This window comes from Enterococcus sp. E5-162, assembly GCF_035725965.1.
In the GTDB taxonomy this organism is placed as follows: domain Bacteria; phylum Bacillota; class Bacilli; order Lactobacillales; family Enterococcaceae; genus Enterococcus_B; species Enterococcus_B lactis.
Window position 1 is genome coordinate 125,016 of record NZ_JAPRFV010000005.1, and the last position, 12,782, is coordinate 137,797.

Below are 12,782 nucleotides of genomic sequence, written 5' to 3' on the forward strand. Positions count from 1 at the left end.
CCAAATGTTGGATTTTTGATCCCAATTTGGAGGCTAGCATGAAATTGAACATGCTCTTTTTTTGTTATCCTTCCACTAAATCTCTTCTCCTATAACCGATAGCACCAAGGACGATCAGTGCAAGGCTGATACAGGATAATGTAAGGAATACGGAAAGATCGAAAGAATCGTTTGGCATCCGTGGTACCCAGCTAGGGACCGCTGTTTTGGAGAACCATTCTGGTAAATCCAAAATCCCGCCAAAGTAATTGAGCGCAAAGGAGTAAGCTAAGTAGATATAAGCAAATTTACCCATTCGAGGAAGCCATCCGAATAGAAAGCCACTCATTCCGATAAACACTAAAACAGCAGGCAGAAAGTTGAATCCGGCTTTAAGAAACAGCAATAGATCCATATCTTTCGCATCCTTCATCGATGCCAAAGCAGAAAGTCCTAGCGCACCAGAACTAATCAGAATCGACAATATAGAAAACAGGATCGCTAGTAACAGATTTGTCCAATAAAGTTGGTTCCTAGAAATTTTTGTTGCGAACAGCTGATTCATACGTCCGTGGGTTTCTTCTGTAAATAAACGATTGATGCTAGCAATTGGTAAAATAGCAGCTAGACAAATCAAGACGACCATGATCGTGCTTGTAAAGTTTTTTTCAATTGAGACGCCAGATTGGATAAACATCTGTTTCATTAAGTCGTTACTTTCTAAAAACTGTTGCATATTCCCGTAGATAGAGCCGTATGCCGCCCCCATCAAACCAAAAGTGATAAGCCAACTGATGGTCATTCCTTTATTTAGATAGAATAATAAACCACGCAAGGATAGAAGAGAACGTTTAGCATACGGTTTTCCTTCACGTTCGGGGATATAGCCGGTGTTCAAGTCTCGATGTTCCTCTAAAACAAATGAACTGATTATCAAGATGAGACTGAACAAAAACAAATAAAGCAAAGGAATCCAGTTATTAGTTGTAAATGGATAGGACAAATAAGACCAGCCTAAAGGATTCCACATCGAAAGGGAGGAATCAGCTACATCTGTTATTGCTCTTAGAAGGTAAAGTCCACCTAAAAACGCTAGAGACAGACCATTCGAACTGGCTGCACTTGGCATCAGTTGTGAAGCAAACAGTGCAACGGCACTCCCCAAAATCCCCGTACTACCTACAGATAGCCCAAAAAGCCAAGCACCTTCTGCAGTGATCGAATCTGCTTGAAAAAAAATCATCGTACAGCTGATCGATATTGCTAAAAGCAAATTAATCAGAATACTTTCAGCGATGACAGCTAAAGAGTTTGCTTGACGTCCGACTCGAAAGGAACGAATAAGTTCAATCAGACCAAGCTCCTCTTTTTTTCTCGTTTGGCTCACCACATGCAAAACAGAGATCACAGCAGCAAACAAACTGCAAAAAAGCAACATTTCATTTGCATACATCGCTCCTAAAGTATACTCAGCAGCATTCGAAGCGGGAGTTGGTCCGACCATTGCTATCATTGCCGGGTTTTGCATTGTTTCGTATAATCCAGCTAACCCTTGTCCTGAAGTCAATTCTTCAAACGCAGGGACAAAACCACCAGAAAAAGCAGTGACACCGACTAGCCATATCAAGATCTTTTTCCAGTCACGGCTAAGGTTTTGAGAAAAAAGGGTAGACCAGCGTGAAAATTTATCAGTCATTTCGATTCCTCCTCATCCTTCATAGTGCCTCATGAATAAATCTTCAAGAGTCGGTGGAATAGATTCAAATTTTTTCACACCTAATTTGGAAGTTTCAGCTAAAATCACATCGAAAGCTTCGTTGTCAGCAGCAAATTGAGCAAGGTGGCCTTTTTGCACAAAATCATGGACACCGTTCAATTGTGCTAAGTGGCTGTTATCTGCTTCTGTTTCTATAGTAATGGTCGAGCGGGTCAAATGACGCAATTCATCGAGTGTTCCTTCTTCTACGACTGTTCCCTCGCGGATGATCACGACTTTATCTGCCAGCCGTTCGACTTCACTGAGAATATGAGAAGAAAGCAGGATGGATTTGCCCTGTTCTTTCAGTTTTTCAACTTCTTCTTGAAAAATGGTTTCCATCAAGGGATCTAAACCAGAAGTAGGCTCATCAAATAAATAGAGATCCGAATCAACAGCTAAAGCAGCAATCAAGCCCACTTTTTGACGATTTCCTTTTGAATAGTTTTTTGCTTTTTTCTTAGGATCAAGAGAGAAACGTTGAATCAGTTCGTCCTTTTTTTGAGCATTCCCTTTTCCATGAAGCTTCATGAAGAGATCGATGATCGCTCCTCCAGTCAAATTTCCCCATAAAGAGATGTCACCTGGAACATAAGAAAGACGTTCATGGATAGATAAACTATCTTCCCATACATCTTGACCAAAAATCGTTGCCGTTCCGCCGTCTTTTTTTATAATCCCTAAAAGTGTCCGAATCGTCGTGGATTTTCCAGAACCATTTGGTCCGATAAATCCAACGACTTCACCTGAATGTACGGTGAAAGAGACGTCTTTTAAAGCTTCGAAACGACCAAAGCTCTTTTTCAAATGTGTGACTTTGACGATTTCTGCCATAAAAACCCCACTCCTTTTTCTTAAAATATATACTAAAAAATATTAATCAGTTTAATAAAATGGTTTTATACCTTTTTATAAAACTTTTTTTATATTTTAGTACATAATATTCTTTTTATAAATTTCTGTCAATGAATTCATAAACAAGGAATTGCTAGCTTGATACTTTCTCAATAGATAGTTATAATAAACCTCAGAATAAATTTGAACTATATATATTATAAAAGTTTAAAATTACGGGAGGCTCTATAAATGAACGGTTTTGAAAAGAGAGCACAAGAGAAAAAGAAAGAGATTTTACAAGCAGCTTTTGACTTGATGAACACAGACATAGGAACCGCTGGAGTGACGATGGATAAGGTTGCTGAGAGCGCTCAGGTAAGTAAAGCGACGATTTTTAAATATTTTGGCAGCAAGGAAGGGCTGATTTATGAAGTATTTTTCACATTTATGAATGATTTAGGGCAAGAAGCGAAAGCGTTGATTGCGGAAAATCTTCCATTTGAAGAAACGCTGATTGCTATGAGTGAAAATAAAATCCGCTATCTCAATCGAGTGAACAAACAATTTTATATCGATTTGATGACATACTATACAAAAAAAGAAAAAAAAGAATTTTCTGACGCGATGGATGCGTATACGCAAGAAAGTTTCAGTATCATGCTTGATCTTTTCCACCGAGGACGTAAAGAAGGAAAAGTGGATTTGAAATATTCGGATGAGTTTTTGATCCTCTATTTTCAAGCAATGGTAGAAGGAATTTCTAAGCCGGAGATATACGCAAAACTGCTTCCATATACAGCAGAATGGACAGAAGTCCTGATCAAAGGTATCGCGCCGAAGAAGAAATAAAGCATAAAAAAAGCCGAAACTGACGATAAAATGTCAGTTCGGCTTTTTTTGTTTATAAATGATGTAAAATCAAGCGGATTCGCGTGCTTCTTTGTCGTAGACCTCATGAACATTGATGAATGGATCAAGAATAGGGTTTTGTCCGTCTAAATCTGATTGGAACCGAATGCCATCAATATTGATTCGAGCATTTCGATAGAAATCCGTACCTAATTGTCCCCAAGCGGGAGTAGAAGCATCTACATTGCAGAAAATATCGAAACCTTGACTCTTCAAGTAAGCAAATTTTTGATTTTCTGCTGAATAAGGCTGCCAGTCGCTAATATCTGCACCAAATGGATAAATCAGGATATTTGTTTTTCCTAGGATAGGTGCAACTTCTTGCTGCCATAATTCATTGTCTTTTTTGACATCCTCTAATGAAGCTTGAGTCATATTCAAGTGTCCCCAGGTATGGGAAGCAAAGCTCCAACCATCTTTCTTCAACTGATCAGCCACTTTTTTAGCTTCTTCGCTCTCTTTTTTTGTTTTTTCGTTATCTCCGTATTGAGACTTGGATGTTCGATAACCTAAAACACCGTTGTAACCTGTCAGGGCCAAGGTGCCTTTTGCGCCTCGATAAGAAAAATCAGGATGTTTCTTGACAAAAGCATCGATCAGAGGAACCATGTCAAAGTCCCCAATTTCTTCCTTATCATTCTCTTTATAAACATTTTTGATTTCATTGTTATTTGATACGACTAATCGGCTAGGAAAACCGGAATTATCCATATATTCATAATAGCTGACATCATCTTGTGAAAGAATTAATGGTTTTTTTCCTTCAGGTAGCGCAAGCCCGTTAAAGGAAAGATTCCCTTGTTCGTCTTTTTGGATCAAATCATTCAAATTGACTAAAACAAAATCATTTTGATAGAGTTGTTCGATTGAACGGTTGAATTCTTCAACAGTTACCATATAGTCTTTGTATCCTTGAGCCTGTTGAGAGTGGAAGGCTTTTTGTGGGTCCACGATCAAGCTGTGAAAAAAGACGTGAGAGATCTGAGTAGGATCAGACCAGTCAATTAGTTGTTCTTTCTCCTTTTTCAGTGTTTGAAGAAGCTGCTGTGTTTCCGCAGATCCGTTTTTACTGTTTTTCTCCAATAAAGCAATCGCTTGGTCATAATCATAGCTTTGTGCCAGATTTTTTGCTTGAGTCACTAGCTGTTGCTTATCATCCATTGGCTCTTTTGTCTTTTCTGTTATTTTTTTTTCATGAATAATCGGTTCTTTTTTTGTGTATGCTCGGATGACAAAAAAAAGACTTAAAATTAAAATAACGACAGTTAAAGCAGAAGTGGCTCCTAAAATAATTTTTTGCTTTTTTTCCATATACCTCGTCCCTTACTTTTTCATTTTTTTACTCGTACCGTTGTTCATTGTAACGAAGAAAGAATAAGAGGAAAAGTAAAGTGACTTCTCGATAAATTGCAGAAAAAATACAGAAAAAATAGTTTCTTTTAACAATAGTTGAAAATAAAATGTTCGGGATTAGAGCGGATTCAAAAAAGAAAAAATGAGGAATTTAAAAAAAAATATTCTTTTTCTGTTGACAAAGAAAAAGTTGCGCTCTATGATAGACACATATTAATAATAACAAGACGAAGATTGAAACGAAGTAGTTGTTAAAGCCAATGTTTCAGAAAGCTGGTGGTTGCTGCAAACCAGTACATGCTTTAAAGCGAATTACATTTCAGGAGTCTCTGGCAGTGATTGCCACGCGACAGCGTTAAATGTTCGAGAGGTATGTTGGATATCTAGACATACAAATTGGGTGGTACCGCGAGATTTCGTCCCTTGGCTATATGCCAAGGGACTTTTTTTATTTTCCATCCCGAAGAAATACTTAATGACGCATGCTAGCAGGTTCCTGCTTTCATAAAAAAACTACACGGAGGTCAGTAAAATGAATATTATTGATGAATTAACTTGGCGCGACGCCATTAATCAGCAAACAAACGAAGAAAGACTTCGCAAGCTCGTTGAAGAAAAGAGCATTTCACTTTATTGCGGCGTTGATCCAACTGGTGATTCGATGCATATCGGACATTTGATCCCATTTATGATGATGAAAAGATTCCAATTGGCAGGCCATCATCCATATATTCTGATTGGCGGCGGAACAGGAACAATCGGCGACCCAAGCGGCCGTAAAACAGAACGTGTGTTGCAAACGATGGAACAAGTACAACATAACGTGGATGCACTTTCCAATCAAATGAGAAAATTGTTTGGTAAAGACGCAAATATCACATTTGTGAACAACTACGACTGGTTATCAAAAATCTCTTTACTTGAATTTTTGAGAGACTACGGTAAAAACTTCAACATCAACACGATGTTAGCAAAAGATATCGTTGCCAGCCGTTTGGAAGTAGGGATCTCATTCACAGAATTCACTTACCAAATCCTGCAATCCATCGACTTTTTACATCTGCATAAAACATACGATGTACAACTACAAATCGGTGGAGCAGACCAATGGGGAAATATCACAGCTGGTTTAGACCTGATCCGAAAATTAGAAGGACCAGAAGCAGAAGCGTTCGGTTTAACGATTCCATTGATGTTGAAAGCGGACGGAACGAAATTCGGAAAAACCGCAGGCGGTGCCATTTGGCTTGATCCTAAGAAAACTTCACCATTTGAATTCTACCAATTCTGGTTGAATCAAGATGATCGTGATGTAGTGAAATACTTGAAATTCTTTACGTTCTTATCTCAAGAAGAAATTGAAGAATTAGCGAAAAAAGTAGAGACAGAACCTGAGAAACGTGAAGCACAACGCCGTTTGGCAGAAGAAGTTACAAGATTTGTGCATAGTGAAGAAGACTTGAAAGAAGCGCAAAAAATAACGCAAGCATTGTTCTCTGGAAATATTAAAGAACTAAATGCGGAAGAAATCGCGCAAGGATTCGGTAAAATGCCGAACGTTGAAATTTCAAGCACACCTGAAAATATCGTGGAGCTACTTGTTTCCACAAAAATTGAACCATCTAAACGTCAGGCACGGGAAGATGTTTCAAACGGAGCTATAAGTATTAACGGTGACCGCGTTACCGATTTAAATTTTGTCATAAATCCATCCGATGAATTCGATGGTAAGTTTGTGGTTATTCGAAAAGGTAAGAAAAATTACTTTTTGGCCAAAGTAATTGATTAGAATTTAGTAAGTTTTTGCCTTGAAAAAGGGGAATACTATTACAACATTCCAATTTTGAAACCCATCCTAAAATAGAACGCTGGTTGTCGTTAATACAATCTTTGCGAGGGAGTTTACTTTTGTAAATTCCCTCGTTTTTTTTAATTATTTCAAAAGTGCGAACAATTCGAATAATTGATACATATTAAAATACGATTAAAAAACGGTCGGAAGCTTAGTTTACAGAATAGGAGAACAGGTGTAATGTAGGGCTCGACAAAATTTAAATATTTTTTTTAGGAGGGTTTCACTATGAGTGAATCATTGTCGAAAGATCTAAACCTAAATGCCCTATTCATTGGGGACAAAGCTGAGAACGGCCAAATCTATAAAGCTTTGTTGAATGAATTGGTGGACGAACATTTAGGCTGGCGTCAAAACTACATGCCTCAAGACATGCCTATCATTACGCCAGAAGAAAAAAGCAGTGCTAGTTTTGAACACACTGTGAATAAAACAAAAGATGTTCTATCAGAAATTTCAGCGCGGATGCGTACCCATTCCGTTCCTTGGCATAATGCCGGACGCTACTGGGGTCATATGAACTCTGAAACATTGATGCCATCTTTACTAGCGTACAATTTTGCTATGCTATGGAATGGTAATAACGTTGCTTACGAATCTTCTCCTGCAACAAGCCAAATGGAAGAAGAAGTAGGCATGGAATTTGCAAAATTAATGAGCTATAAAGATGGCTGGGGACACATCGTTGCTGATGGTTCTTTAGCAAACTTAGAAGGACTTTGGTATGCCCGCAACATCAAATCATTGCCACTTGCTATGAAAAAAGTGACACCTGAACTAGTTGCTGGAAAAAGCGATTGGGAATTGATGAACTTGTCAACAGAAGAAATCATGAACTTGTTAGACAGTGTTCCAGAAAAAATCGACGAAATCAAAGCTCACTCAGCACGTAGCGGAAAACATTTAGAAAAATTAGGAAAATGGTTGGTTCCACAAACAAAACACTATTCATGGTTAAAAGCTGCCGACATCATCGGTATCGGTTTAGACCAAGTAATTCCAGTGCCAGTTGACCATAACTACCGCATGGACATCAACGAACTTGAAAAAATCGTTCGTGGTCTAGCAGCTGAAAAAACACCAATCTTAGGTGTAGTCGGTGTTGTAGGATCAACAGAAGAAGGAGCAATCGACGGTATCGATAAAATCGTTGCATTGCGTCGCGTATTAGAAAAAGACGGTATTTACTTCTACTTGCATGTAGATGCTGCTTATGGCGGATACGGTCGTGCGATTTTCTTAGACGAAGACAACAACTTCATTCCATTCGAAGATTTAAAAGATGTTCATTACAAATACAACGTCTTTACAGAAAACAAAGATTATATCTTAGAAGAAGTACACAGTGCATATAAAGCAATCGAAGAAGCAGAATCTGTAACGATCGACCCACATAAAATGGGCTATGTTCCATATTCTGCCGGTGGTATCGTCATCAAAGATATCCGCATGAGAGACGTTATCTCTTACTTCGCAACATATGTATTTGAAAAAGGTGCAGATATCCCAGCATTACTTGGAGCGTATATCTTGGAAGGTTCAAAAGCAGGGGCAACAGCAGCCAGCGTTTGGGCAGCACACCATGTCTTACCTTTGAATGTCACAGGATACGGTAAATTGATGGGTGCATCAATCGAAGGGGCACACCGTTTCTACAACTTCTTGAATGACTTGTCATTCAAAGTAGGTGACAAAGAAATCGAAGTTCATCCATTAACTTATCCAGATTTCAACATGGTAGACTACGTATTCAAAGAAAAAGGCAACGACGATTTAGTTGCGATGAATAAATTGAACCATGACGTATATGATTATTCTTCATACGTGAAAGGAAGCATTTACGGTAATGAATTCTTAACTTCACATACTGACTTTGCTATCCCAGACTATGGCAACAGCCCATTGCAATTCGTGAACCAACTAGGATTCTCAGATGAAGAATGGAACCGTGCCGGAAAAGTAACTGTATTGCGTGCCAGCGTAATGACACCATACATGAACAAAGAAGAACACTTTGAAGAATATGCTGAAAAAATCAAAGCAGCTCTTCAAGAAAAATTGGAAAAAATCTACGCAGACCAATTATTGGCAAGCGAAGCAAAATAAGCAAGGTAATCATGTTAGAAAACAGCTTGAATGCTAACTGTTTCTGACGCATGTTTGGATCTGAAGAGCAAGGGGTGACCTAAGCTCTTCGATCCCTTTGTTTTGAGGTTGTCTTTGAAGAACTCCTTCAAGCAATAGACTCAAAGAATCCCCTCAAATATTCGCTGAATTGTTTCGTTTATTGCTGAAACTACTTCAAAGACACCGTTATTTTATCCAAAAAATCAAGGAGAGTGTCAACGGTGAGTAAATCTGAAGTAAGTAAAATGGGTCTTGGGACCTTTATCGGTCTGACAATGGCACTGTGTGCAACGGTTCGGAGTATTCCTACGTTAGCCGCAGTCGGTTGGACATTGATTTTTTATTCAATTTTTGCAGTTTTGTTTTTTGCCGGTCCGATATCAATGGTTTCCGGTGAACTTTCAACGATGCTTCCTCAAGAAGGCGGTCCTCAGTTATGGGTAAAAACAGCACTGGGCAGCAAATGGGGATTTGTCGTTGCATGGCTATTATGGGTGCAAATGTTCCCAGGTATGGTAATGGTCGCTTCTACTTTAGGACCATTGTTAGGAAACACATTTGGTAATGTAGAACTTGGCAATAATCATTGGTTCGTTTTAGGTTGTATTTTAGTTATTTACTGGATCATCACGATCTTGAACTTGAAATTCGATATGGCAAAAGTCGGCGGGAACATCGGTGTATGGCTAGGGGTATATATCCCAGTAGTCATCATGTTCGTTTTAGGTGTTTTGGCAGCCTTCAAAGTCGGACTAGTCTCAAACGGCTATCTAGGTGACTTTTCATGGTCAAAAGCTTTCCCTGACTTGGAACATATTGATTCATTGAAATACTTAGCTGGTATCACATTTATTTTTGTTGGGATCGAAATGAGTTCTGTTTACATGCCTCGTTTGAAAGACGCAACAAAAAATTATACAAAAGGCGTATTTATCGCTTTGATCGGATTAGTTTTATTGAATGTCATCAATGCGATGCTTGTTGCCAATGTCGTACCAGATGGAAAAATGGAATTAGCAAATATCACGCAGCCAATCTTGATTGATTGCCAAATCCTAGGCTTACCAGAAGTGATCGGAAATATCTTCAGCTTCATGGTATTTATTGGTGTGCTTTTACAATTATCAGCTTGGGTTACTGGACCATCAAAAACAATCATCCAAGTAGCTCGTGAAGGATTCCTTCCACCAAAATTCGGATTCCATAAAGAAAACAAATACGGCGTATCTAGAAATGTCGTTCTAACACAATCAATCGTTATTTCATTATTTGCTTTGCTTTATGGTGTAATGGATGACGTAAGTGCTGTATTCTTGACACTTACAAATGCTACAACTGTTATTTATTGTATCGTGTACATTTTGATTGCTGTTTCATTGCTTAAAATGCGTAAGAAACATCCAGAATTCGAACGCCCTTACCGAATTGGTAAAAACGGAAACGGCTTAGCTTGGGTAGTCAGCTGCATGCTGATCTTCTCTATCATCGTTGTCGTATTTGCTACATTAGGTACAGCGACATTGAGTGATGCATTATTAGTAGCAGCTATCACAGTGGTCATGTTCGTTATTCCATTGATCATCAATCACTTCAAGAAAGATTCTTGGGGGATTGAGGTAGAAAAAAGTTTAGAAGAAAAATAAAAAAATAAGTCTTTCAGCCGACGATCTGTCGCTGATTTAGTAGGAGGTCCTGCCAAGTGAATAGTTTTTTCATGGCAGGGCCTTTTCATTTGAAATAGGAGATCGACGATGAATAAAAATATTTCTTTAAAAGAAAGTATCGCTGTATTGATCGTGTTGTTGGCACTCCTAGGAGTACTGATCATCGGATTCCAACTCTCGCCACATATCCCGATCCTTGCAGCTTTCATGTGCTTGTTGTTTTATGGCAGATTTAAAAAGTTCTCATGGGATGAGATCCATGACGGGATCGTCAAAGGAATCACTCCGGGGATCATCCCAATCCTGATTTTTCTTTTGATTGGCGTCTTGGTTGCCTCTTGGATTCTATCTGGAACCATCCCTACGATCATGGTTTATGGTTTCAAACTTGTCTCTGTACGTTTCTTTTTGCCGACAGCATTTCTTGTTTGTGCAATTGTCGGAGTGACAGTCGGCAGTTCATTTACAACGATTTCGACGATTGGGATTGCTTTTTTGGGAATCGGACATTTGCTTGGATTCAACGATGCAATGACTACAGGTGCGGTCGTTTCTGGTGCATTTTTAGGGAATAACTGCTCGCCTTTATCGGATACGACAAACTTGGCAGCTGGTATCGGTGGAGTCAATCTATTCGAACATATCGCTGGTATGCGTTATACGGATTTTCCGGCATTCGTCCTTTCGTTGCTTTTTTATACGATATTAGGACAGAACGGTCATTCAGCCGACCTAGCCAGTATCAATGAAATGATCCAAAATATGAAAGCAAGCTTTTGGATCTCTCCTTGGACATTGATTCCGTTAGTTATTTTATTTGGCGGGGCAATCAAAAAAATTCCAGCTATCCCTACATTATTAGCAGGATCGACAGCCGCCCTCGTTCTTTCCTTTATCCATGAGAAAAGTTTGACAATTGGAAAAGCAGCAGACATCTTGATGAATGGTTATGTCGCGCATACACCTGATCCTAAGCTAGATGAACTGCTTTCTCGAGGCGGTATCATGAGTATGTTGGGCTCAGCCAGTTTGATTTTACTGGCATTGGCATTAGGTGGTTTATTGATCAAATATTTGATTGTTGAGACCATCGTGCAAGAATTAAAAGAAAAGATGGATCGACCTTCTCGTTTAGTCGGGTTTACTGCCTTGAGTTGTATCGGAGTCAATCTGATCGTTGGAGAGCAGTACTTGTCCATCATTCTTCCAGGAGAAACATTCAAACGCTCCTTTGATGAGGTTGGCTTATCAAAAAACTATTTGACACGGACGCTAGCAGATTCAGGAGCAACCGTCAATTCTCTTGTACCGTGGGGAGTTAGCGGCACATTCATTATGGGGACGATGAAAGTTAGCGCGTTGCATTACTTGCCATTCGCTTTTTTCTCGATCCTTGCTCCTGTCTTTACAATAATAGGCGGTTTTTTATTGAATCGCCGACATGTGAAAAATTGAAGAAAAGATCAAAAGGTTGTGACTATTTTTGTCACAGCCTTTTTTGCGAAACTAGCGATTTATACGATTGAAAACTATCTTTTCTTCAAAAAGAAATAATAGGAATAGAAGCCTTGATAGTTGCGATAAAATAAAAATGGATAGATAAAATTCGAGAGAAATATGTATTGACGTGGCAGATGAAAGGGGTAGATTTGTTAGTGTATCAGGAGTGCCGTTAGAAGAGCAAAAGGAGAGAAAAGATGGAATTATTAGAAAAAGAAAGTATTGATTTTTATTTGGAGCGTGCTTGGACTGTGTTACGGTATGCTTTTTTCAAGGAAGAAGAGTATGACGGGCTAAATAGTCATCAGGAGGCAGTTTTAGAATTTCTCAATTACTCAAGCAGATTGTGTGCTGGTTGGTCATGGCGAATCAAAGAAGGGCTTATAGTTTCTAAAAAAATATATGCACAAAAACTTTACGAATTCAGAGAAGAAAAAATCAACTATACGGATATCCGATTTTTTGACAAGATGAAAGAGTACCCTATTTATGTGAATAAAGAAATGATGAAGGCGAAAAGAATCACGCCTGGATCATTTTGGGCTGAGGATAGTATCTATCGGACTTCTTTTCTTGAAGCAACTCAAGGAGCAGAGGGAACGGAAGAAGAATTTAACCAGTTGAATGATCGTCTTTTCCCAGATAAAGATCATCTGCATATTTACCTTTGGAACAATGAATTTACGAATTATTATAATGAAGGTCGTTATTGGGATGGCGCTTATGTGTGGTCAGTGTATGACGAAAAGAGAAAGCGGTTTACTGTTTTCGATGCTACACTGGTATTGGATTGAATTATTCCATA

Annotated in this window: 9 protein-coding genes and 1 other annotated feature; of the genes, 6 read left to right on the forward strand and 3 right to left on the reverse strand. The window is 38.7% G+C overall.

The genetic code is table 11. From position 1 onward, the window contains the following. Positions 1-64: 64 nt before the first annotated feature. On the reverse strand, positions 65-1,675 hold the full coding sequence (locus tag OZZ83_RS06915) for an ABC transporter permease (protein WP_002310714.1): 1,611 nt from the start codon (positions 1,673-1,675) through the stop codon (positions 65-67). 12 nt (positions 1,676-1,687) lie between these two features. Beyond that, complete coding sequence (locus tag OZZ83_RS06920) at positions 1,688-2,569, reverse strand: ABC transporter ATP-binding protein (protein WP_002310716.1); 882 nt, start codon at positions 2,567-2,569, stop codon at positions 1,688-1,690. Between the two features lie 252 nt (positions 2,570-2,821). On the opposite strand from OZZ83_RS06920, the gene OZZ83_RS06925 reads away from it, so the two are divergent. Further along, on the forward strand, positions 2,822-3,421 hold the full coding sequence (locus tag OZZ83_RS06925) for a TetR/AcrR family transcriptional regulator (RefSeq protein ID WP_002292597.1): 600 nt from the start codon (positions 2,822-2,824) through the stop codon (positions 3,419-3,421). Positions 3,422-3,490: 69 nt separating this feature from the next. On the opposite strand, the gene OZZ83_RS06930 is transcribed toward OZZ83_RS06925, so the two are convergent. Then, on the reverse strand, positions 3,491-4,792 hold the full coding sequence (locus tag OZZ83_RS06930; RefSeq protein WP_002316650.1) for a polysaccharide deacetylase family protein: 1,302 nt from the start codon (positions 4,790-4,792) through the stop codon (positions 3,491-3,493). Between the two features lie 263 nt (positions 4,793-5,055). Then, positions 5,056-5,261: a binding site (T-box leader), on the forward strand. A gap of 105 nt (positions 5,262-5,366) precedes the next feature. On the opposite strand from OZZ83_RS06930, the gene tyrS reads away from it, so the two are divergent. The 5 genes from tyrS to OZZ83_RS06955 all read left to right on the forward strand — a co-directional run bounded on the left by tyrS (position 5,367) and on the right by OZZ83_RS06955 (position 12,771). Then, complete coding sequence (tyrS, locus tag OZZ83_RS06935) at positions 5,367-6,623, forward strand: tyrosine--tRNA ligase (protein ID WP_278023693.1); 1,257 nt, start codon at positions 5,367-5,369, stop codon at positions 6,621-6,623. Between the two features lie 291 nt (positions 6,624-6,914). Next, positions 6,915-8,792: a tyrosine decarboxylase gene (gene tdc / locus OZZ83_RS06940; protein WP_278023694.1), complete on the forward strand. Its 1,878-nt coding sequence runs from the start codon at positions 6,915-6,917 to the stop codon at positions 8,790-8,792. A gap of 266 nt (positions 8,793-9,058) precedes the next feature. Further along, positions 9,059-10,456: a tyrosine-tyramine antiporter gene (tyrP, locus tag OZZ83_RS06945; protein ID WP_002316652.1), complete on the forward strand. Its 1,398-nt coding sequence runs from the start codon at positions 9,059-9,061 to the stop codon at positions 10,454-10,456. 108 nt (positions 10,457-10,564) lie between these two features. Next, complete coding sequence (gene nhaC, locus OZZ83_RS06950) at positions 10,565-11,932, forward strand: Na+/H+ antiporter NhaC (protein WP_278023695.1); 1,368 nt, start codon at positions 10,565-10,567, stop codon at positions 11,930-11,932. Between the two features lie 242 nt (positions 11,933-12,174). Continuing rightward, positions 12,175-12,771 carry a hypothetical protein gene (locus OZZ83_RS06955; RefSeq protein WP_002345412.1) on the forward strand — a complete coding sequence of 199 codons (597 nt, stop codon included), beginning with the start codon at positions 12,175-12,177 and terminating at the stop codon, positions 12,769-12,771. Positions 12,772-12,782 lie beyond the last annotated feature (11 nt).

Coding starts and splice junctions, on each gene's coding strand:
- OZZ83_RS06915 (WP_002310714.1), bottom strand. CDS start 1,675: ATGACTGATAAATTTTCACGCTGGTCTACCCTTTTTTCTCAAAACCTT.
- OZZ83_RS06920 (WP_002310716.1), bottom strand. CDS start 2,569: ATGGCAGAAATCGTCAAAGTCACACATTTGAAAAAGAGCTTTGGTCGT.
- OZZ83_RS06925 (WP_002292597.1), top strand. CDS start 2,822: ATGAACGGTTTTGAAAAGAGAGCACAAGAGAAAAAGAAAGAGATTTTA.
- OZZ83_RS06930 (WP_002316650.1), bottom strand. CDS start 4,792: ATGGAAAAAAAGCAAAAAATTATTTTAGGAGCCACTTCTGCTTTAACT.
- tyrS (WP_278023693.1), top strand. CDS start 5,367: ATGAATATTATTGATGAATTAACTTGGCGCGACGCCATTAATCAGCAA.
- tdc (WP_278023694.1), top strand. CDS start 6,915: ATGAGTGAATCATTGTCGAAAGATCTAAACCTAAATGCCCTATTCATT.
- tyrP (WP_002316652.1), top strand. CDS start 9,059: ATGGGTCTTGGGACCTTTATCGGTCTGACAATGGCACTGTGTGCAACG.
- nhaC (WP_278023695.1), top strand. CDS start 10,565: ATGAATAAAAATATTTCTTTAAAAGAAAGTATCGCTGTATTGATCGTG.
- OZZ83_RS06955 (WP_002345412.1), top strand. CDS start 12,175: ATGGAATTATTAGAAAAAGAAAGTATTGATTTTTATTTGGAGCGTGCT.